Origin of the sequence: Labrys monachus (genome assembly GCF_030814655.1) — a bacterium.
Lineage (GTDB): Bacteria > Pseudomonadota > Alphaproteobacteria > Rhizobiales > Labraceae > Labrys > Labrys monacha.
Genome location: NZ_JAUSVK010000001.1, coordinates 5,611,255 through 5,631,452, shown reverse-complemented (window position 1 = coordinate 5,631,452; position 20,198 = coordinate 5,611,255). Strand labels below are relative to the sequence as shown.

Annotated in this window: 17 protein-coding genes and 1 pseudogene; 3 read left to right on the top strand and 15 right to left on the bottom strand. The window is 67.6% G+C overall.

Annotated features, from left to right (window positions below):
- Positions 1-23 precede the first annotated feature (23 nt).
- Both J3R73_RS25760 and J3R73_RS25755 read right to left on the bottom strand, forming a co-directional pair.
- Positions 24-1,085 (bottom strand): alpha/beta hydrolase family protein, encoded by a 1,062-nt coding sequence (locus J3R73_RS25760; protein ID WP_307434006.1) that lies wholly within the window; start codon positions 1,083-1,085, stop codon positions 24-26.
- Between the two features lie 178 nt (positions 1,086-1,263).
- The gene (locus J3R73_RS25755) at positions 1,264-2,343 is read right to left on the bottom strand and encodes a helix-turn-helix domain-containing protein (RefSeq protein ID WP_307434004.1); all 1,080 of its coding nucleotides are present in this window, start codon (positions 2,341-2,343) and stop codon (positions 1,264-1,266) included.
- A gap of 295 nt (positions 2,344-2,638) precedes the next feature.
- Here J3R73_RS25755 and J3R73_RS25750 point away from each other — a divergent pair, with 295 nt between their 5' ends.
- Together J3R73_RS25750 and J3R73_RS25745 are read left to right on the top strand one after the other, a co-directional pair.
- Positions 2,639-3,568 (top strand): carbohydrate kinase family protein, encoded by a 930-nt coding sequence (locus J3R73_RS25750; RefSeq protein ID WP_307434002.1) that lies wholly within the window; start codon positions 2,639-2,641, stop codon positions 3,566-3,568.
- A 59-nt stretch (positions 3,569-3,627) separates the two neighbouring features.
- Positions 3,628-3,930, top strand: a complete 303-nt coding sequence (locus tag J3R73_RS25745) for a putative quinol monooxygenase (RefSeq protein WP_307433999.1) — start codon at positions 3,628-3,630, stop codon at positions 3,928-3,930.
- Positions 3,931-4,059: 129 nt separating this feature from the next.
- Here the strand turns inward: J3R73_RS25745 and rpsA are convergent, their stop codons facing one another.
- The 8 genes and pseudogenes from rpsA to J3R73_RS25705 all read right to left on the bottom strand — a co-directional run bounded on the left by rpsA (position 4,060) and on the right by J3R73_RS25705 (position 13,507).
- Complete coding sequence (gene rpsA / locus J3R73_RS25740) at positions 4,060-5,757, bottom strand: 30S ribosomal protein S1 (RefSeq protein WP_307433994.1); 1,698 nt, start codon at positions 5,755-5,757, stop codon at positions 4,060-4,062.
- A gap of 418 nt (positions 5,758-6,175) precedes the next feature.
- The gene (locus J3R73_RS25735) at positions 6,176-6,403 is read right to left on the bottom strand and encodes a formate dehydrogenase subunit delta (protein WP_307433992.1); all 228 of its coding nucleotides are present in this window, start codon (positions 6,401-6,403) and stop codon (positions 6,176-6,178) included.
- Positions 6,393-7,274 (bottom strand): formate dehydrogenase accessory sulfurtransferase FdhD, encoded by an 882-nt coding sequence (fdhD, locus tag J3R73_RS25730; protein WP_307433990.1) that lies wholly within the window; start codon positions 7,272-7,274, stop codon positions 6,393-6,395. The genes J3R73_RS25735 and fdhD overlap by 11 nt, the downstream gene beginning before the upstream one ends.
- A 245-nt stretch (positions 7,275-7,519) precedes the next feature.
- Entirely contained in the window at positions 7,520-10,351 is a 2,832-nt protein-coding gene (fdhF, locus tag J3R73_RS25725) for a formate dehydrogenase subunit alpha (RefSeq protein WP_307433989.1), read from the bottom strand.
- Positions 10,352-10,520: 169 nt separating this feature from the next.
- Positions 10,521-12,074, bottom strand: a complete 1,554-nt coding sequence (locus tag J3R73_RS25720; protein WP_307433987.1) for a formate dehydrogenase beta subunit — start codon at positions 12,072-12,074, stop codon at positions 10,521-10,523.
- Complete coding sequence (locus J3R73_RS25715; RefSeq protein ID WP_307433985.1) at positions 12,071-12,550, bottom strand: formate dehydrogenase subunit gamma; 480 nt, start codon at positions 12,548-12,550, stop codon at positions 12,071-12,073. The genes J3R73_RS25720 and J3R73_RS25715 overlap by 4 nt, the downstream gene beginning before the upstream one ends.
- A gap of 186 nt (positions 12,551-12,736) precedes the next feature.
- Positions 12,737-13,138 (bottom strand): hypothetical protein, encoded by a 402-nt coding sequence (locus J3R73_RS25710; protein WP_307433982.1) that lies wholly within the window; start codon positions 13,136-13,138, stop codon positions 12,737-12,739.
- Positions 13,139-13,251: 113 nt separating this feature from the next.
- Positions 13,252-13,507, bottom strand: a pseudogene (locus tag J3R73_RS25705) (GlsB/YeaQ/YmgE family stress response membrane protein).
- Between the two features lie 400 nt (positions 13,508-13,907).
- On the opposite strand from J3R73_RS25705, the gene J3R73_RS25700 reads away from it, so the two are divergent.
- Positions 13,908-14,936, top strand: coding sequence for a carbohydrate kinase family protein (locus tag J3R73_RS25700; protein ID WP_307433980.1), 1,029 nt, complete (start codon positions 13,908-13,910; stop codon positions 14,934-14,936).
- A gap of 15 nt (positions 14,937-14,951) precedes the next feature.
- Here J3R73_RS25700 and J3R73_RS25695 read toward each other — a convergent pair whose 3' ends face one another.
- The 5 genes from J3R73_RS25695 to J3R73_RS25675 all read right to left on the bottom strand — a co-directional run bounded on the left by J3R73_RS25695 (position 14,952) and on the right by J3R73_RS25675 (position 20,145).
- Positions 14,952-16,439, bottom strand: coding sequence for an HAL/PAL/TAL family ammonia-lyase (locus J3R73_RS25695; RefSeq protein WP_307433979.1), 1,488 nt, complete (start codon positions 16,437-16,439; stop codon positions 14,952-14,954).
- A 163-nt stretch (positions 16,440-16,602) separates the two neighbouring features.
- Positions 16,603-17,382: an ABC transporter ATP-binding protein gene (locus J3R73_RS25690; protein ID WP_307433977.1), complete on the bottom strand. Its 780-nt coding sequence runs from the start codon at positions 17,380-17,382 to the stop codon at positions 16,603-16,605.
- Between the two features lie 13 nt (positions 17,383-17,395).
- Positions 17,396-18,121: an ABC transporter permease gene (locus J3R73_RS25685; RefSeq protein WP_307433975.1), complete on the bottom strand. Its 726-nt coding sequence runs from the start codon at positions 18,119-18,121 to the stop codon at positions 17,396-17,398.
- The gene (locus tag J3R73_RS25680; protein ID WP_307437689.1) at positions 18,118-18,846 is read right to left on the bottom strand and encodes an ABC transporter permease; all 729 of its coding nucleotides are present in this window, start codon (positions 18,844-18,846) and stop codon (positions 18,118-18,120) included. Before J3R73_RS25680 ends, J3R73_RS25685 begins: the two co-directional genes overlap by 4 nt.
- A gap of 444 nt (positions 18,847-19,290) precedes the next feature.
- Complete coding sequence (locus tag J3R73_RS25675) at positions 19,291-20,145, bottom strand: transporter substrate-binding domain-containing protein (protein WP_307433973.1); 855 nt, start codon at positions 20,143-20,145, stop codon at positions 19,291-19,293.
- Between the last annotated feature and the right edge of the window lie 53 nt (positions 20,146-20,198).

The window sequence follows — 20,198 nt, the reverse complement described above, 5'->3', positions numbered from 1 at the left end:
TGTCTCGAAGGCTCGCTACGCGATCAACGGTTCGTCCCGAGCGCCCGGCTGAAAGCGTCGGTGACCCTATCGATCAGCTGTTCGTGGATCTCGAGCCGCGAACGGCCTCCGCCGTCCGAACAGATGGGATCGCCGATCTTTTCGGCGTCGGCGAGATCGGCAGCGCCGGCCTTGCACACGGCGAACATGCTGAAGTGGCTCGCATCGGCGATCGTGGCGTAGCTGTTGCGGGGAATGGCTTTCGCGATCCCCGCGGCTTGCGTGGCCGGCGGGATCTTCCCCGGCTGGCCGAGATTCACGATGCCGACAGGGATCGAAATCCGGGAAAACGTATCGGCCTGAAAGACGTCGACCGGGGCGGGATCGATCGCCATGGCGAAGCGAATCCGCTTGTCTTCGTTGTCACGGCCGGCGAGGCGCATGTCCATGGCGTGGAGATCGACGCCGCTCTGCCTCACCCATCCGCACAGCGAGGTGTTGGGTGCGCCGGTGTCGCAATAGCCCGCCAGGCGTCGTGGATCGATGCGGGCGCCGGCCAGCGCCAGGGCGGTGTTGCCGCCCATGGACAGCCCGAGGACGCCGACCTTCCCGGCATCGAGGCTGTCCTTGAAGGCGGCCTCCTTCTCGACCGCGTCCAAGGCCGCGCTGACATCCGAGGGTCTCAGCCAGAGCTTCATCGTCTCCGCGGCGGATCGGTTCGCACCGGTATTGCCCGGATGGGTGGGAGCCGCCACGATGAAGCCCCGCCTGGCCAGGGGCGTCGCAATCCAGCTCATGGCTTGCGCGGTTCCTCCCAGGCCTGCGCCATGGGATAGCAGGATCACAGGATATTTTCCCTGCGACAGAGGGGCGTCCAGCATGGCGGGCGTCCCGATAAAGAAGACGCTCTCGCCAAGCGTGACGGGTCTGCCTCCTGCATCCGCCGGATACCACACGGTCACGGCAAGATCGCCGCCGCGTTCCTTGGAGGGAGCCGCAATCTGACGCACCCCGACATTGTCGCTGGCGAGGGCTGATTGTTGCCCCATCGCCGTCGCAGCGACGGCGATGCAAAGCGCCGCCGCGATCTCAATCACGACCTTCATTGGTTTCCTCTTTGGCCTTTGTCCGCGACATGCCGTCGATCGCCGGACGCGCATGCGGGCGGCACGGGGCAGCGTGTGTCAGGCGCAGGATCGGCCGGAAGCCGCAACGGTTCGCCCTCGAACACGATCCCGGACGGACGAGATCGCGTTCGAGGGCGTCCGGTGCGATGGGAAAGGACTACGCGGCGGGCGCCTGGGTTGGCGCATCGGGCGCCGCGGCTGTTTCTCCGCCGGCACGGCGATAGCTGCTCGGGGTCATGCCGGTGACGCGCAGGAATTCCCGGTTGAAATTCGATTTCGTGCCGAAACCCGCTTCCAGCATGATGGCCGTCACCGGATCGCGCGTGGAGATCAGGCGGCGCTTGGCCTCGCCGACCCGGTACTCATTGACGATCTGAGAGATGTTGCGACCGTGAATTCGGTTCAGGGCGCCGGAAATCCGGCGTCCCGGGATGCCAGCACGCCGTGCGAGACGCTCCAGGGTCAGGTCCGGATCGCGATAGAGGTGCTGTTCCCTCATCAGGATGTCGATCCGGTCCGCTATGGCCGCGTCATCCTCGATGCTCGAAGGGGCAGGCGGAGGGCCGGAGGGGGAGGGCACGAAATTCTCCTCGGGCGTGTCGGCCTCGTTGCCCGGACGCGCATCGTCCGCGACCGTGGCGGCGTAGCCGGCGACCGCCAGCCACAGGACGCTCGCGACGGTCAGGAGCGTCCGGGCCTGCCGGCCGTCGCCGAGGAAGAAATCGAGCGATATCGCCGCATCGATGAAGGCCGTCGTCACGAACAGGACCGCCATCGCGACGAGCGCCTTGTGGGCGGTCCACTCATCGGTGATGCGGACGGCGGAAAGCGCGACCGGCCCCTGCCGCGCAACCCGCAGGAGCGCAAGACCGTATCCGAGATAGATGGCGAAGAGGGCGATATCGACCGGCGCGCGCCAGAAGGCGACGAGAACCGCGACCAGGGTCGCCGGCGCCAGATGCGGCAACAGGCTTGAGGGCTTTGCGGGGGTGTTGCGGCGAAGCTGATCGAAGGCCGCGAAGGAGAGCGCAGGCAGGACCGCGGCGACGACCGGCTGGATAAAGCGGGCGGGATACCAGCCGGCGTTCCAGTTCAACCCCGACAACGCCGCTTGAACGGCGAAGGTCGCGACGAGCAGGGGAAACAGGCCGAGCTTTCGCTTTTCCTGCCGCATCATCCGCAAAAGGACAAGGCAGAGAACGAGGGAAATGACGAAGGGCAGCGGTATCGAGGGCATGCCTGATCCTTATCACGGGAAGGCTCCCCGGGCGTATCCACGCGCCATGCGACAGGCGCGAAAATCGCCGTCCCGGCACAGACCGGCTGCCCCCTGGCGCCGAGGCCCATGCGGGGGGCCGCCTGCGGCGAGGACGGCTCTGCCCGGCGGCGGCGGGAGCATCCTCCAGACGGGCTGATCGACTTTCTCGATTGAGAAAATGCACCAAAACAATGAGTTAGAGAAAAATTGCCAAATTCGTTCTATCAATCGGAAAGGGCGGGCTGGACAGCACGCCGCCTCGAACGGAAAAGCCATGAACGACACCACGAGCAAGAACGCCTTGCCCCTCTTCCTGTGCATCGGCGACATCGACGTCGATATCCTCTTCGGCGTCGACCGCCTGCCCGTCCGCGACAGCAAGGTCAACGGGCGCCGGCTGCAGCGCGTGCCCGGCGGCATGGCCGGCAACGTCTCGATGGGCCTGGCGCGGCTCGGGGCGCGCGTGCGCCTGCTTGGACGTGTCGGCGACGACGAGGACGGCGTGTTCGCGCTCCAAGGACTGGCCGGCGCCGGCGTCGACACCGGCTTCGTGGTGCGGATGGCGGGTGTCGACACCTTTTCCTGCATCGGGCTGATCACGCCCGACGGCGAGAAGTCGCTGGTCAAGCTGATGACGCCGGCCTACCGACCCGAGGCGGACGACATCGTGCCCGGCGTGCTCGCCGGCGTCGCCCATGCGCATCTGACCTCCGGCGGCGATCCGGCTTTGTGCGAGCGGCTGGTCGAGGCGGCCCATGCGGCGGGGGCGACCTGCTCGCTCGACATGGAACGCGCCGACCTGCCGAAGGACGGCGACGAGATCCGGCGCGCCATCCGCGGCTTCGATCTCCTCTTCTGCAACGCCGAATCGCGCGCGGCGCTGGACGAGGCGCTCGGGCGCGACCTGTTCGGCCTGGTGGCGCAGGTGGTGACCACGCTCGGCGCCGAAGGCAGCCGCGTCGACGGGGAGGGCGGCGCGGTGCAGATTCCCGGCTTCCCGGCCGAGGTGATGGACACCACCGGCGCGGGCGACTGCTTCGCCGCCGCCTGCCTCCAGGCTCGCATCGTGCAGGGCCTCGACTGGCCGGAGGCCCTGCGCTTCGCCAACGGCGCCGCGTCGCTGTCCACCACCGGCTACGGCGCGCAGTCGGCCCTGCCGACCCAGGCCGAGGTCGAAAGCCTGCTCGCCCGCACGGGCCGATAGAGGGCGCGAGCGCCCTGGGACCGCCGGCTTCCGGCCGGCATCGTCATGATGGAAACCAAATGTTGCTCATTGTCGGAACAGTTCGCTTGCCGCCCGCCAACCTCGAGAAGGCACGCCCCGCGATGCGGGCCATGGTGTCGGCAAGCAGGGCGGAGGATGGCTGCGTGGAATATGCCTATGCCGAAGACGTCCTTGATCGGGGTCTCATCCACGTCAAGGAGATCTGGCGGGATCAAGCCGCGCTGGATCGGCATTTTGCGTCCGACCATATCGCCGTCTGGAGGGCAAGCTGGCCTGCACTCGGCATCGGCGACAGGGATCTGCATGCCTATGAGGTGGAGAAGAAGCCCCGCGCGACATAGACAATATGCGCCGCCGACCCGATTGCGGCGCGAAGGCATGCGACACCCCACCCCGACTGCGGACGCCCGACAAAAAACCCGCGCCGGTTGCCCGGCGCGGGTTCCTGAAGCCGAAGCTTCGATCGGGTCTCAGCGCTTCTCGGTGCGGGCGCGCAGCGCTGCGCCGAGAATGTCGCCGAGCGAGGCGCCGGCATCGGACGAGCCGTAGGTCGCGATCGCTTCCTTCTCCTCGGCCATTTCCAGAGCCTTGATCGAGACCTGCACCTTGCGGGCCTTGCGATCGAACTGGATGACGCGGGCGTCGACCTTTTCGCCGGCGGCGAAACGCTCGGGGCGCTGGTCGGCGCGGTCGCGGGCGAGGTCGCCACGGCGGATGAACGCCGTGAGGTCGGTGCCGGCGATCTTGACGTCGATGCCGCCTTCCTTCACGTCGGTCACTTCGCAGGTGACGACCTGGTTCTTCTTCAGTTCGCCGGCATCGACGAAGGGATCACCCGCGAGCTGCTTGATGCCCAGCGAGATGCGCTCCTTCTCGACATCCACGTCGAGCACCACGGCCTTGACCATGTCGCCCTTGCGGAAATCGTCGATGACCTGCTCGCCCGGACGGTTCCAGTCGAGGTCGGAGAGATGGACCATGCCGTCCACATCGCCGTCGAGGCCGATGAACAGGCCGAACTCGGTCTTGTTCTTGACTTCGCCTTCGACCACCGAACCGTTCGGATGCTTGTCGGCAAAATCTTCCCAGGGGTTGGAAAGCGTCTGCTTGAGGCCGAGCGAGATGCGGCGCTTGATCGGGTCCACCTCGAGGATCTGCACTTCCACTTCCTGCGAGGTGGCGACGATCTTGCCGGGATGGACGTTCTTCTTGGTCCACGACATTTCGGAGACGTGGATCAGGCCTTCGATGCCCGGCTCCAGTTCCACGAACGCGCCGTAGTCCGTGATGTTGGTGACGCGGCCGGTGAACTTGGCCTGCAGCGGATACTTGGCGTCGATGCCGAGCCACGGATCGGCCTGGAGCTGCTTCATGCCCAGCGAGATGCGGTGCGTCTCGTGGTTGATCTTGATGATCTTGACCTTGACCTGCTGGCCGATGGTCAGGAGCTCGGTCGGATGGTTGACGCGGCGCCATGCGATGTCGGTGACATGCAGGAGGCCGTCGATGCCGCCGAGGTCGACGAACGCACCGTAATCGGTGATGTTCTTGACGACGCCGTCGACGACCTGGCCCTCTTCGAGGTTCTGGACGATCTCGTGGCGCTGTTCGGCGCGGCTCTCTTCGAGGACCGTGCGGCGCGAAACGACGATGTTGCCGCGGCGGCGATCCATCTTGAGGATCTGGAAGGGCTGCGGCACGTTCATCAGCGGGGTCACGTCGCGGATCGGCCGGATGTCGACCTGGCTGCGCGGCAGGAACGCCACGGCGCCGTCGAGATCGACCGTGAAGCCGCCCTTGACCTGGTTGAAGATGACGCCGTCGACCTTTTCATTGGCCTCGAACGACTTTTCGAGCTTGACCCAGCTCTCTTCGCGGCGAGCCTTGTCACGCGAGATGACGGCTTCGCCCAAAGCATTTTCGATGCGCTCGAGATAGACTTCGACGACATCGCCGACCTTGATCGCGTTCTCGCGGCCCGGTCCGTTGAATTCCTTGAGGGCGACGCGGCCTTCGGTCTTCAGGCCGATATCGATAACCGCAAGGTCCTTCTCGATGGCGACGACGGTTCCCTTGACGACCGAACCTTCGGCCATGTCGCTGGTGCCGAACGTCTCGTCGAGCATCGCAGCGAAGTCGTCGCGCATCACGTTTGTCTGTAAGGACATATAGTTTTCCTGGCGCCGGCGGTTTGCGTTGATCATCGTTCCCGCCGCGCGGCGAAGCTGCATCGGGCAACTTCAGACGGCGTGCCCTTATCGAAGGCACGACCGGCCGGCGCATGGCCCGCAAGGCGAGAACGTCGTTCCATCTATTGTCTGAACACGGGCCGGCAATCGATGATGGTCGTGCCGGCGCGCGCGTCCCAGGACAGGCGAGCATCAGATGCGCAGTTCCATATCAAGATGGCGCGCCACGAGCAAGGTGAAAGCCCGAAGATCGGTGCGATAAAGCGCCTGCCCGGATATTTATGTGGGAGGGCTGTGCGGGAAAGCAAGCCCGGTATGCCAGTCCCCGACCGGCATGGAACCGTCGCGGGTGCAGAGAAGGCGGGTCGGGGGGACCCGCCCACCGGCGTGCCGGCACTCAGTCCGCCTTCTGTCGCAGGCTCTCCAGCGCCTCGCGCACCGTGGGATCGATGCCGGCGCCGCCGGCGTCGAGATGGGCGAAGATCTTCTCGCGCATGCGCGGATCCCAGAATTTGCGGATATGCTCGGCGATGCCCGGCACCCGGCTCTCCTCGCGCTGCGAGGCGAAGAACTTGCCGATCTGGTTCGCCATCATTACGAGCTTTTCCGATCCATCATGCGACATGGGCGAGCCTTTCGGGGACGATGCGGTGCGGATGGGTGAAGATCTCGAAGCCGTCGGACCGCGCGACGCCGATCAGGGTGATGCCGGCTTCGCCGGCGATGCGGACGGCGAGCGCGGTCGGCGCCGACACCGCCACCACCACCGGCGCGCCGATCATCGCCGCCTTCTGCACCATCTCGACCGAGATGCGGCTGGTGAGGACGAGGATGCCCGGGAGCGCGGACGTCACCGCACCATCGGCCTTGCCGGTTGTCGCGACGTCCGCTCCTGCAACCGCATCGCTCGCGGCGAGGGCCCCGGCGAGCTTGTCCAGCGCGTTGTGCCGGCCGACATCCTCGCGCAGGGCGAGGAGCCCGTCGGCCTTGGTCCAGAAGCCGGCGGCATGCACCGCCCTCGTCAGGCGGCCGAGTTCCTGCGCGGACGGCAGAGAGGCCAGCGCCGCCTCGACGTCGGCGGGCGAGAAGGTCGCCGCGCTCTCGATCGCGCGCGGCTTGCGCACGGCCTCGGCGAGGCTGTCGATGCCGCACAGGCCGCAGCCCGTCGGGCCGGCCAGCATGCGCCGGCGGGCGCCGAGCGCCGCGCCGCGGTCGCCCTTCAGCCACAGGCGCAGCTCGATGCCCTCGTCATGGTCGACGCGCTCGAACTCGGCGATGTCGTCGGGCGAGGCGATGATGCCTTCGGTGAGCGAGAAGCCGACGGCGAAATCCCCGAGGTCGGCAGGGCTCGCCATCATCACCGCATGCGAGCCGCCGTCATAGACGAGCGAGACGGCGGTCTCCTCGGGGATGACACGCTCGCCTTGCGAGAACACGCCTTCGCGCCAGGCGAGGCGGGTGACGGAGCGGGTGGGGGATGGCGTCTCGTTCGTCATGGGGTCTCGGATCTATGGCCCTTAAAGAGAGTTGCGCTGCCCCTCACCTCTATCCTCTCCCCGCAAGCGGGGCGAGGGGGCTTCGACGTTCAGGGCGGCTTGAAGCGCCGAGTCTCGCCCGGCGGTTGCGCGAGATGAGACGCGCAACACGGAAGCCGCGGCGATCGTGCCTCCTCTCCCCGCTTGCGGGGAGAGGATAGAGGTGAGGGGCAGCGCGACCTTCTCAGGCACGACTACCCAAACCCTCACTCCGCCGCGATGCGCCGGGCGTTCCTGGCCAGCGCCTCATATTCTTCCTGCCACTCGGTCGGCCCGTTGGAGGGCATCACCTGCACCGCCGTGACCTTGTATTCGGGGCAGTTGGTCGCCCAGTCCGAATAGTCCGTGGTGATGACGTTGGCCTGCGTCGCCGGATGGTGGAAGGTGGTGTAGATCACGCCGGGCGCCACGCGCTCGCTGATCGTCGCGCGCAGCGAGGTCGAGCCGGAGCGGCTTTCGAGGCGGACCCAGTCGCCGTCGCGGATGCCGCGCTGCTCGGCGTCGTGCGGATGGATCTCGAGCACGTCCTCCTCGTGCCACATCGAATTCTCCGTCCGCCGCGTCTGCGCGCCGACATTGTATTGCGACAGGATGCGGCCGGTGGTGAGGAGCAGCGGATAGCGCGGGCCGGTGCGCTCGTCGGTGGGGATGTATTCGGTGACGACGAAGCGGCCCTTGCCGCGCACGAACTGGTCGATATGCATGACCGGCGTGCCCTCCGGCGCCTTCTCGTTGCAGGGCCACTGCACCGAGCCCATTTCCTCGAGCTTGGCATAGGAGACGCCGGTGAAGGTCGGCGTCATCTTGGCGATCTCGTCCATGATCTCGGACGGATGACTGTAGGCCATCTCGTAGCCGAGCGCCTTGGCGAGGAGCAGGGTGATCTCCCAGTCGGCATAGCCCGATTTCGGCGCCATCACCTTGCGCACGCGCTGGATGCGGCGTTCGGCATTGGTGAAGGTGCCGTCCTTTTCCAGGAAGGTCGAGCCCGGCAGGAAGACATGGGCGTAGTTCGCGGTCTCGTTGAGGAAGAGATCCTGCACGACGACGCATTCCATCGCCGAGAGGCCGGCGGTGACGTGCTTGGTATCGGGGTCCGACTGGACGATGTCCTCGCCCTGGACATAGAGGCCGAGGAAGGTGCCGTCGATCGCCGCATCGAACATGTTGGGGATGCGCAGGCCCGGCTCCTTGTCGAGCGTCACGCCCCACAGCGATTCGAAGGTCGAGCGCACGGCATCGGTGGCGACGTGGCGGTAGCCGGTGAATTCATGCGGGAACGAACCCATGTCGCAGGAGCCCTGCACATTGTTCTGGCCGCGCAGCGGGTTCACGCCGACGCCGCGGCGGCCGATATTGCCGGTCGCCATCGCCAGGTTGGCGATCGCCATCACCGTGGTCGAGCCCTGGCTGTGCTCGGTGACGCCGAGGCCGTAATAGATCGCGCCATTGCCGCCGGTGGCGTAGAGGCGGGCGGCGCCGCGCACCAGTTCGGCCGGCACGCCGGTCATCGCGGCCGTCGCTTCCGGCGCATGGCGCGGTTCGGCGACGAAGCTCGCCCATTCCTGGAAATCGTCCCAGTCGCAGCGCTCGCGCACGAAATCCTCGTCCACCAGGCCCTCGGTGACGATGACATGGGCGAGGGCGGTGAGAACAGCGACATTGGTGCCGGGGAGCAGCGGCAGATGGTAGTCGGCCTCGACATGCGGCGTGCGCACGATGTCGGTCTTGCGCGGATCGATGACGATGAGGCGTGCGCCTTCGCGCAGCCGCTTCTTCAGGCGCGAGCCGAACACCGGATGGCCGTCGGTCGGGTTGGCGCCGATGATGATGACGACGTCGCTCTCTTCGACCGAATCGAAATCCTGGGTGCCGGCCGAGGTGCCGAAGGCCTGGCCGAGGCCGTAGCCGGTGGGGGAATGGCAGACGCGGGCGCAGGTATCGACATTGTTGTTGCCGAAGCCGGCGCGGATCAGCTTCTGCACCAGATAGGTTTCCTCATTGGTGCAGCGCGAGGAGGTGATGCCGCCGATGGCGGTGCGGCCGGCCTTGGCCTGGATGCGGCGGAACTCGGAGGCGGCATGGCCGATCGCCTCCTCCCACGACACTTCGCGCCACGGGTCGGTGATCTTGGCGCGCACCATCGGCTTGAGGATGCGCTCCTTGTGGGTGGCGTAGCCCCAGGCGAAGCGGCCCTTGATGCAGGAATGGCCGCGATTGGCCTTGCCGTCCTTGTAGGGCACCATGCGCACGAGTTCCTCGCCGCGCATCTCGGCCTTGAAGGCGCAGCCGACGCCGCAATAGGCGCAGGTCGTCACCACCGAATGCTCGGGCTGGCCGATCTCGATCACCTTGTTCTCGGTGAGCGTCGCGGTCGGGCAGGCCTGCACGCAGGCGCCGCAGGAGACGCATTCGGAATCGAAGAAATTCTCGTCCATGCCCGGGGAGACGCGGCTGTCGAAGCCGCGGCCGGAGATCGTCAGCGCGAAGGTGCCCTGGACCTCCTCGCAGGCGCGCACGCAGCGCGAGCAGACGATGCATTTGGAGGTGTCGAAGGTGAAATAGGGGTTGGAGGTGTCCTTCTCCAGGCCGAGGTGATCGTCGCCCTCATAGCCGTAGCGCACCTCGCGCAGGCCGACCGCGCCCGCCATGTCCTGCAATTCGCAATCGCCGTTGGCGGCGCAGGTGAGGCAGTCGAGCGGATGGTCGGAGATGTAGAGCTCCATCACGCCCTTGCGGATCTCGGCCAGGCGCTGCGTCTGCGTCTTGACCCGGATGCCCGGCGCGACCGGCGTGGTGCAGGACGCCGGCGTGCCGTTGCGGCCCTCGATCTCGACCAGGCACATCCGGCAGGAGCCCCAGGCGTCGACCATGTCGGTGGCGCAGAGCTTGGGGATCTGCGTGCCCATCTCCATCGCCGCGCGCATGATCGAGGTGCCTTCCGGCACGGTCACCTCGTTGCCGTCGATGGTCAGGGTGACCATCTTCTCGGACTTGGAGAGCGGCGTGCCGTAGTCGATTTCGTGGACGAGAGACATTACCGCACCTCGGCGAGAAGAGGGACACTGGGCCTGTCATCCCGTGCGCACGGCACCACGAAGTGGTGCGGTGCAGACACGGGACCGCGGGCAAGAATGGTTCTGGTGACGGTCCCGGATAGCGCTGCGCGCTTCCGGGATGACATGAGGACTGTGGCCATCATCACCCTCACTCCGCCGCGACACGCTGGGGCGTGCGGTGGAAGTCCTCGGGAAAATGGCGGATCGCCGACAGCACCGGATAGGGCGTGAAGCCGCCGAGCGCGCACAGGGAGCCGAACTTCATCGTCTGGCAGAGGTCCTCGACGATGGCGATGTTGCGCGCCACGTCCCGGCCGGCGATGATCTTGTCGATCGTCTCGGCGCCGCGGGTCGAGCCGATGCGGCAGGGCGTGCATTTGCCGCAGCTTTCGACGGCGCAGAATGCCATGGCGAAGCGGGCCTGGTGGCGCATGTCGACGCTGTCGTCGAACACGACGATGCCGCCATGGCCGATGAGCCCGTCGCGGGCGGCGAAGGCCTCGTAGTCGAAAGGCGTGTCGAACAGTTCGCGCGGGAAATAGGCGCCGAGCGGGCCGCCGACCTGCACGGCGCGGATCGGGCGGCCGGTGAAGCAGCCCCCGCCGATCTCGTCCACGAGCTGGCCCAGCGTGATGCCGAAGGCGGTCTCGAACAGGCCGCCATAATTGAGGTTGCCGGCGAGCTGGATCGGCATCGTGCCGCGCGAGCGGCCCATGCCGAAATCGCGATAGGCTTCGGCACCATCGGCGAGGATCACCGGGACCGTCGCCAGCGACAGCACGTTGTTGATCACCGTCGGCATGCCGAACAGGCCCTTATGGGCCGGCAGCGGCGGCTTGGCGCGCACCGTGCCGCGGCGGCCCTCCAGGCTTTCGAGCAGCGAAGTCTCCTCGCCGCAGACATAGGCGCCGGCGCCGACGCGCACCTCCATGTCGAAGCCATGGGCCGAGCCGAGCACGGCGGGGCCGAGGACGCCCGCGCGCCGGGCCTTGTCGACGGCGGCGTTCATCGCCGCGATGGCATGCGGGTATTCGGAGCGGATATAGACGAAGCCCTTGGCGGCGCCGGTGGCGATGCCGGCGATCGCCATGCCCTCGATCAGGCAGAACGGGTCGCCCTCCATCAGCATGCGGTCGGCGAAGGTGCCGCTGTCGCCCTCGTCGGCGTTGCAGACGATGTATTTGCGCTCGCCCCTGGCGTCGGCCACCGTCTTCCATTTGATGCCGGTGGGAAAGCCGGCGCCGCCGCGCCCGCGCAGCCCGGATTTCGTCACTTCCTCGATGATGCCGGCGGGACCGAGCGCGATCGCCTTTTCGAGCCCCTTGAGGCCGCCATGCGCCCTATAGTCGTCGAGGTCGCGCGGATCGACGATGCCGACGCGGGCGAAGGTCAGCCGGGTCTGGCGCTTGAGGAAGGGCAGTTCCTCGGGCCTGCCGACCCGCAGCCGGTGCGCGCCGTCGCCGGCAAAGGCGGCGATCAGGCTTTCCGCGTCCTCCGGCTCCGCCGGCCCGTAGCCGATCCGGCCTTCGGGCGTGACGAGCTCGACCAGGGGCTCCAGCCAGGCGAGGCCGCGCGAGCCGTTGCGGACGATCTCGACGTCGAGATTGCGGGCGATGGCGGCGACCTGGAGGGCGGCAGCGACCTCGTCGGCACCACAGGCGACGGCAGCGGCGTCGCGGGGGATGTAAAGGCGAAGGGTCATCGCGCCACCTCGTCGAGCGCCCGGTCGAGCCGCTTCTCGTCGAGCCGCGCCACCAGGCGGCCGTCGATCATCGCCGCGGGCGAGACGGCGCACAGGCCGAGGCAGTAGACGGGCTCCAGCGTGACGCGGCCGTCCGGCGTCGTCTCGCCGAAGCCGATGCCGAGCCTGCCGGTGAGGTGATCGGCGAGCGCCTCGCAGCCGGCCGCCTGGCACGCCTCGGCGCGGCAGAGCTTGACGACATGGTCGCCGGCAGGCTCGCGCCGGAAGTCGTGATAGAAGGTGACGACGCCGTGCACCTCGGCGCGGGACAGGTTGAGCGCCTCGGCGACCATCGGCACGGCGGGCTCGGGAACATAGCCGAACGCCTGCACGAAGCCGTGCAGGATCGGCAGCAACGGCCCTTCCAGGCCCCGGCCGGCGGCGATGATTTCGGCAGCCCGTGCCGTATTCCAGTCCTCGTGCCCAGGCTCGGACATGCGATGCCACTCACTTTCGACCATTTCCAGACTGGAAAATGCGCCGTCGTTTGATGGCAATCAAGAACCGATTCTCATCGCACGATAGAGAATCTCTATCATGTCGCTTGGCGGCAAACCTGCGTCGAAAAGGGAACCGCACCGGATGACCGGTGCGGCTGCAACGCTGGAAGATCGCTCGGGAGCCTACCAGCAGACGCGCCGGCGCACCCACCGCACGCCGTAGCGCGTCCAGACTCGCACGGTCCGATAGCGGCAGACCGTATAGTCGTCATCATAATAGGGGTCGCCGTAAAAGCCGTAGAACGGCACGCCGTAGCCCCAGCCGCCACCCCCACCGCCATACCAGCGGCGATGATGGCCCCATCCGCCGCCGCCGCCATGCCAGCCGCCGCCGTGGCCCCATCCGCCGCCGCCGCCATGCCAGCCACCGCCGCCGTGCCCCCATCCTCCGTGCCCATGGGGAATGAAGCGCTGCCCGCCATAGCCGCGGTCGGGCGGTGCGGCCTGGGCCGGCACTGAGGCACCGACCGAAACCGCCGCCAGCCCGATCGCGGCGACGGCGGCCAATGCAAGTTTTCGAAACATCGAACGCTCCTTTCATCAAGAAGTACGCCCAAACCCCGCCTCGAATACCAGTCTGGACCCGGACGGCTTAATCGCGGCCTTCCGGGCCGTTCATCCGCCGTTCATCCCGGCCCTCAGACGCGCCTGACGAGGCGCAGGGCGAAGAGAAGGATGATGGCCCCGATCAGCGCGAACACGATCGAATTGACGATGGGGGGAGCCGAGGTCGACATGGAAGCTCGGCAGGATCAGGCCGGCGATGAAGGCACCGACCACGCCGACGATGAGATCGCCGATCAGGCCGAACCCTCCGCCGTTCATGATCACGCCGGCCAGCCATCCTGCGATGATGCCGACAACGAGAAAGATGATCAAAGATTCGCCATGCATGGGACGTCCACTCCAGTAATCACCGGCTCTCCGGCAGGCGGGAGATCGTACAGGATAACGTCCCGCCGGCCATCCCCCGACATGCCGACGGCCGATATCGATCCACGATATGGCGTGCAAACCGCTCAGAATGGTGAACGCCGCCTGCCCAACGCCGGACGGCGGAAAAAGTTCAATCCGCGGCCGATCGAAACACCCTCGCCCGAGGCGCCTGCCCGGTTGCCCGGCCGCTCCAGTTGCGGCTATGCAGGAGGGACAAGAAGGATGCGGCGCCTTCCCGACATCCTCCCCGCGACGACACAGCCCAAGGACGAGACAATTTCCATGAGCCGCCAGACCCCCATCATGCTTCCATCCGCCGGCGCCGTCCGGGGCGCATCGCCTGCAGGGAGGAGCGCGCATGTCGACGCCTGAGCGCAACGGCATCGTCACCGGCGGCACCTGGTGTGTCGACAGCAACAAGCTGGTCGAATTCTGGCCGCAGGAAGACGGGCTCGCCGAGATCCTGAGCGAGGAATCGCGCGGCGGCGGCTCGGGCTGCAACCTCGCCATCGACGTGAAGCGGCTCGATCCCGCCTTCTGGGTCGAGACCATCGGCCTGATCGGCGACGACGAGGACGGCCGCCTGCTCCAGGCCGAGGCGGACCGCTACGGCATCGAGCGGCGGCAGCTGGTGACGACCGCCCAGGCGCCGACCGCCCATAGCGACGCCTTCTGCTCCAAGCTCACCGGCCGGCGCACCCATATCTACCGGACAGGCGCCGGCGCGCTGCTGACCCCGGACCATTTCGATTTCACCACCACGCGCGGGCGCATCCTCCATCTCGGCCTGCCGGGCGTGCATCCCCGCATGGACGCGCCCTGGGGGGCGGACGCCAATGGCTGGATCACCGTGCTCCGCAAGGCGCGCCAGGCCGGCCTCGTCACCAATCTGGAGCTTGCCAGCGTGACGGCGGCGCGGCTCGCCGAGCTGGTGCGGCCGCTTCTGCCCTATCTCGACCTCTTCATCGTCAATGACAGCGAGATGGGCGCCATCGGCGGCGAGGCGACGGTCTCGGCGGGGCGCACGGATGTCGAGGCCTGCATCCGCGCGGCGAAGGCGACGCTGTCGGCCAGCGCCTGCGGCGTGGTGGTCGCCCATTTCCCCACCGGCGCCGTCGCGGTGACGCGGTCGGGCGAGGTCGTCACCCAGCCCTCGGTGCGGGTGCCCAAGACCGAAGTGGCCGGGGCCAACGGTGCCGGCGATGCCTTCGCGGCCGGCTTCCTCTATGCCTTCCACCAGGGCTGGGCCCTCAAGGAGGCGCTGGCGCTCGCCCATGCCGCGGCGGCGGCGTCGCTGCGGTCGATCAACACCACGGACGCCGTGCCGACCTGGCGCGAATGCCTCGATCTGGCGCGGCAATGGGGCTGGAACGACCCGATCGCCTGATGCGGCAGCCGGGCCTCAGCCCGGGTCGCGCTGCAGGATGCCGCGCGCGACGGCGATGTCGCCGGCGAGGGGCCGGTCGTCGCGATAGGGCGGCAGCGCCGCGCGGACGTCCCGGTAGAGCAGGTCCGTGCCCGCGGCCCGAGCGAGGCCGCCTTCCAGGAGGTCATAGGCCTGCGTGGCCGCCAGCAGCTCGATCGCCAGGATGTGCTCGGCATTGTCGAGGATGTCGAGCGCCTTGAGCGCCGCGGGCGTCGCATGGGTGAGGTGGTCCTCCTGCAGGGCGGAGGTGATGCCGCCGTCGAGGCTGGCCGGGCTCGCCAGCCGGCGATTGCGGGCCGCCAGCGACACGGCCGTGTATTGGGCGATCATGAAGCCGGACGCCACGCCGCTGTCGGCGGCCAGGAAGGGCGGCAGGCCGCTGACCAGCGGGTTGACGAGCCGGTCGATCCGCCGCTCGGCCATCGCCGCCAGCTCGGCGACGGCGATGCCGAGCTGGTCCATGGCGAGGCCGATCGCCGGCGCCACGGCATGGGCTTCCGAATAGACCTCCGGCGCCTCCGGCGTGCCCATCACCGCGGGGTTGTCGGTCACCGAGGCGAGCTCCCGCTCGACGGTCGTGCCGATCATGTCCAGCGCGTCGCGCACCGCGCCGTGGACGTGAGGCACGGCCCGCAGGCTGAGGGGATCCTGCGTCTGCCGCCCGGTGGCGGCGGCGAGGATGGCGCTGTCCGCCAGGAGGGCTCGCAGGCGCCGGCCGGAAGCCTGCATGCCCGGGGAGACGCGCAGCGCCAGCGAAGCCTCGTCGAAGGCGACGGGCTGGCCGCGCAGCACCTCGAAGCTCATGGCGGCGATATTGTCGGCCCAGCCGGCGAGCCGCTCCGCCCGCGACAGGGCGAGGGCGGAGAGGCCGGTGACGCAGGGCGAGCCGTTGACGAGGCTGAGCCCCTCCTTGGCTTCGAGCACCAGCGGCGCGCGGCCGATCCGCGCCAGCGCCTCGCCGCCCGGCAGCCTTTCGCCGCGATGCAGGGCGGTTCCCTCGCCGATCAGCACCAGGGCGATATGGGCCATGTGGCTGAGATAGCCGACCGAGCCGAGCGAGGGCACTTCGGGGATGCAGTCCTCCGCGAGCAGGGCGAGCAGCTGCTCGACCAGCGCCGGGCGCACGCCCGACCGGCCATGCGCATAATTGTTGACGGCTGCCGCCATGATCGCCCGCGTCTCGGCCGCGCCGAGCGGCGCCCCCACGCCGACGGCGTGGCTCATGACGATGCTGCGCGACAGGCGCCGCTGGTGCGGGCGGTCGACGACGACATTGCACAGGGCGCCGACGCCGGTGTTCACGCCATAGGCCAGCATGCCCCTGTCGACGATCGCCTCGACGATGGCGCGGCCCCGGGCGAGGCGCTGCCACGCCGCCTCGGACAGCCGCAATTCGGCGCCCCCGGCGACGGCAGCGGCATCCTGCCGGGAAAGGGGGGCATCAAGCGTGATGGACATGGACAAACTCTGGACATGCGAGGGGAATGGTCCGGAAGCCCGGCCGGCAGGGGCGCGGATCTCGTCCGCCCTTGCTCTCGGCCTGGCGAGCCCGGTCCGGCAGCGTCGTGCCTGCCGGGCGGCAAGAGGCGGGCGGGACGTCCGCGCCCCCGGGAAAAGGCCGAAGCCTTCAATGCTGCTGGCCCGACACGAAATTCTTGAAGCGCTCGGACTTCATGTCCTTGAACAATTCGTCCGGCGAGCCGTCGGCCTCGACCTCGCCCTTGTGCAGGAACATCACCCGGTTGGAGACATTGCGGGCGAAGCTCATCTCGTGGGTGACCACCAGCATGGTGCGGCCCTCCTCGGCGAGCGAGCGCATCACGCGCAGCACTTCGCCCACCAGTTCCGGGTCGAGCGCCGAGGTCGGCTCGTCGAACAGCATCACCTTGGGCCGCATCGCCAGGGCGCGGGCGATGGCGGCCCGCTGCTGCTGGCCGCCGGACATGTGCGAGGGATAATAGTGGCGGCGGTCGGCGAGGCCGACGCGCTCGAGCAGGGCCTCGGCTTCCGCGATGCATTCGGCGCGCGGGCGGCGCTGCACATGGACGGGGCCTTCGATCAGGTTCTGCAGCACCGTCATGTGCGACCACAGATTGAAGCTCTGGAACACCATGCCGATCTCGGACCGGATGCGGTCGACCTGGCGGCCGTTCGCCGGTTCGAGCTGGCCGTTGCGGTGCCGGCGCATGGCGATCTTCTCGCCGGCCACCACGATCTCGCCCTCGTCCGGCGTCTCCAGTAGGTTGATGCAGCGCAGGAACGTGCTTTTGCCGGACCCGGACGAGCCGAGGATGGAGATCACGTCGCCCTGATGGGCATCGACCGAGATGCCCTTCAGCACCTCGTGCTGGCCGAAGCGCTTGCGGATGTTGCGGACGCTGAGGGCGATTTCGCTGGAAGCAGCCATCCAGGGTTTCCTTTCAGCCGACGATGGTGCGCGGCGTCTGCGCCCGCGCCGGCATGAGCCGCAGATGCGGCGAGAGCCTGTATTCGAGCAGGCCGACGATGCGGATGATGATGAAGTTGATGACGAGATAGAAGGCGCCGGCGAGGAGGAAGACCCCGATGGAGCTGTAATAGGTATGCGCGATCTTGGCGGCGACGCCCGTGATCTCGGCCACCGCGACGAGGCTGGCGAGGGAGGTCGACTTCACCATCAATACGATCTCGGTCGAATAGGCCGGCAGCGCCTGGCGCAGGGCGATCGGCGCGACGATGCGGCGCAGCAGCAGGAAGCCGGACATGCCGATGGCACGGCCCGCCTCGATCTCGCGGGAGGGCACGGCGAGGAGGCCGCCGCGGAAGATCTCGGCCGAATAGCCGGCGGTGCACAGCGCCAGCGCCAGCACGGCGGTGGCGAAGCGGCTGCTCAGCACCCACCAGGCCGGCGTGTCGTGCAGGAAGCGGAACTGGCCGAGGCCGTAGAACAGCAGGAACATCTGGATCAGCAGCGGTGTGCCGCGAAAGACGAAGATGTAGCCGCGCGCGAAGCCGGAGAGGAGGCGGTTGCGGCTCATCCGCATCCAGACAATGCCGAGCGCCATGATGCAGCCGATCGAGATCGACAGGATGAAGAGCAGCAGCGTGTTCGGCAGGGCCGCGAGCAGCTGGAAGAAGGTATCGGTCCAGGAGAAGCTGCTGATCATGATCCCTGCATCCCTGCCGGGCGGCGGAAGCTCTTGGCGACATGCGCCTCGCCGGCGTTGAAGACCCGGTTGGAGAGGCTGGTCAGGATGAGATAGAGCGTGCCGCCGACGATGTAGAAGATGAAGAACTGGTGGGTCGATCCGGCCGCCTTGTTGCTGGCATTCATGATCTCGACCAGCCCCGTCACCGAGATCAGCGCCGAATCCTTCAGGCTGAGCTGCCAGACATTGCCGAGGCCGGGAATGGCGAAGCGCATGACCTGCGGCGCGATGATGCGGCGGAAGCGCATCAGGCGCGGCATGCCGATGGCGCGGGCGGCTTCGATCTCGCCGGGCACGATGGCGGTGAAGGAGCCGCGGAAGACCTCCGCCTGGTAGGACGCCGAGATGAGGCCGACGCCGATGGCGCCGGCAAGGAAGGACGGCATGCCGAGAAAGCCCTCGATGCCGAACTGCTCGGCCGCCGCCGTCACGGCCGCCGAGCCGCCGAAGAAGACGACATAGATGATGAGGAGCTCGGGCATGCCGCGGAAGATCGTGGTGTAGGCATCGCCGGCGATGCGCGCCGTGAGGTTGCGCGACAGCTTGGCCCAGGCGACGAACGAGCCGACGAAAGCGCCGATGACGAGGGCGGCGAGCGTGACGGCGACCGTCATCAGCGCGGCGCCGAGCAGATAGAGGCCCCAGCCTTCCTTGCTGAAGCCGAGCAGGTTGATCAGGTACAGCACGCTCCAGTCCTCATGATCGCAAGCCTGTCGGCTGCAGGAAACCCACACCGGGATGCGGGTGGGGACGGCAGGGCGCCCGGATCGTCCGAGAAACAAGGCGTTTCAGGGACCGACGTCCGAGCGCGGACGTCTCGTCCATCGGCGTTGCGTTTGCAGGAAATGGCGCGACTTTACCTTCTCCCATGCGGGAGAAGGTGGCGCGAAGCGCCGGATGAGGGTCTGGACGTTCGCAATACTAGTGCGAATATTGAGCTCGCCGCGTCGAAGACTAGGCCCTCATCCCCCTGCCGGGACCTTCTCCCGAAAGGGAGAAGGCAACGAAGTGTGGAAAATCGCACAAAGCCGCGGTGCGGGAAGTCCCAGAAACCCGCGCCGAACGATCGGCATCTTGCGAGGCGCCCCGAAAGAGGCGGACGGGACGTCCGCGCTCGCCGGCGTTGCTCAGGGCACCGAGACCGGGGTCACGTCGAGCTTGAACCATTTCAGGCTGAGCTTCTTGACCGTGCCGTCGGCGATGGCGTCGGTGATCGCCTTGCTGAACATGTCGCGCAGGTCGGTATCGGCCTTGCGGAAGCCGGCGCCTTCGCCCTCGCCCCAGATCGGGCCGACGATTTCGGGGCCGACCACCATCATCTCGGCATTGTCCGGCTTGGCGAAGGCCGAGGTGAAATAGGTGTCGTCGTCGAAGGCGACGTCGATGCGGCCGGCGGTCACGTCGAGGTCGTGCTCGGCCGACGTCTTGTATTCGGTGATGGTGGCGATGTCCTTGAAATTGTCGTTGAGGAACTTGGTGTAGACGGTCGCCGACTGGATGCCGATGGTCTTGCCCTTCAGCGCCTCGCGCAGCTTGTCGACGACCGGCTTGTCATGGGCGGCGTCGCCCGTCAGCGTCACCGTCGTGCCGGTGCCGGCGAGGGTGGCGAGCGGGCCGGATTTGAGGCCGGCGAAGCTGGCCGGGGTGGCGGCATAGGGCTTGGAGAAGGCGATGACCTGCTTGCGCTCGTCGGTGATCGACAGGGCGTCCATGATCACGTCGAACTTGCCGGCGTTGAGGCTGGGGATCATGCCGTCCCAGTCCTGCGCGATGAACTTGCACTCGACCTTCATGCGGCCGCACAGGTCCTTGGCCAGATCGATCTCGAAGCCGTCGAGCGTGCCGTCGGGCTTGGTCAGGTTCCAGGGCTCATAGGCGCCTTCGAGGGCGATGGTGACGGTCTTCCAGTCCTTCGCCTGCGCGGGCGCTGCGGCGAAGGCTGCCAGCGCCAGAAAAGCGGCGGAAGCGAGAGCTTTCTTCATAGTCGGTTCCCCTGTGATTCCATTCAGCGTCTTGTCGTTCGTGCCCGCCGCGC

Excerpts from the sequence above, each read along its gene's own strand:
- J3R73_RS25760 (WP_307434006.1), bottom strand. The coding sequence starts at position 1,085 with ATGAAGGTCGTGATTGAGATCGCGGCGGCGCTTTGCATCGCCGTCGCT.
- J3R73_RS25755 (WP_307434004.1), bottom strand. The coding sequence starts at position 2,343 with ATGCCCTCGATACCGCTGCCCTTCGTCATTTCCCTCGTTCTCTGCCTT.
- J3R73_RS25750 (WP_307434002.1), top strand. The coding sequence starts at position 2,639 with ATGAACGACACCACGAGCAAGAACGCCTTGCCCCTCTTCCTGTGCATC.
- J3R73_RS25745 (WP_307433999.1), top strand. The coding sequence starts at position 3,628 with ATGTTGCTCATTGTCGGAACAGTTCGCTTGCCGCCCGCCAACCTCGAG.
- rpsA (WP_307433994.1), bottom strand. The coding sequence starts at position 5,757 with ATGTCCTTACAGACAAACGTGATGCGCGACGACTTCGCTGCGATGCTC.
- J3R73_RS25735 (WP_307433992.1), bottom strand. The coding sequence starts at position 6,403 with ATGTCGCATGATGGATCGGAAAAGCTCGTAATGATGGCGAACCAGATC.
- fdhD (WP_307433990.1), bottom strand. The coding sequence starts at position 7,274 with ATGACGAACGAGACGCCATCCCCCACCCGCTCCGTCACCCGCCTCGCC.
- fdhF (WP_307433989.1), bottom strand. The coding sequence starts at position 10,351 with ATGTCTCTCGTCCACGAAATCGACTACGGCACGCCGCTCTCCAAGTCC.
- J3R73_RS25720 (WP_307433987.1), bottom strand. The coding sequence starts at position 12,074 with ATGACCCTTCGCCTTTACATCCCCCGCGACGCCGCTGCCGTCGCCTGT.
- J3R73_RS25715 (WP_307433985.1), bottom strand. The coding sequence starts at position 12,550 with ATGTCCGAGCCTGGGCACGAGGACTGGAATACGGCACGGGCTGCCGAA.
- J3R73_RS25710 (WP_307433982.1), bottom strand. The coding sequence starts at position 13,138 with ATGTTTCGAAAACTTGCATTGGCCGCCGTCGCCGCGATCGGGCTGGCG.
- J3R73_RS25700 (WP_307433980.1), top strand. The coding sequence starts at position 13,908 with ATGTCGACGCCTGAGCGCAACGGCATCGTCACCGGCGGCACCTGGTGT.
- J3R73_RS25690 (WP_307433977.1), bottom strand. The coding sequence starts at position 17,382 with ATGGCTGCTTCCAGCGAAATCGCCCTCAGCGTCCGCAACATCCGCAAG.
- J3R73_RS25685 (WP_307433975.1), bottom strand. The coding sequence starts at position 18,121 with ATGATCAGCAGCTTCTCCTGGACCGATACCTTCTTCCAGCTGCTCGCG.
- J3R73_RS25675 (WP_307433973.1), bottom strand. The coding sequence starts at position 20,145 with ATGAAGAAAGCTCTCGCTTCCGCCGCTTTTCTGGCGCTGGCAGCCTTC.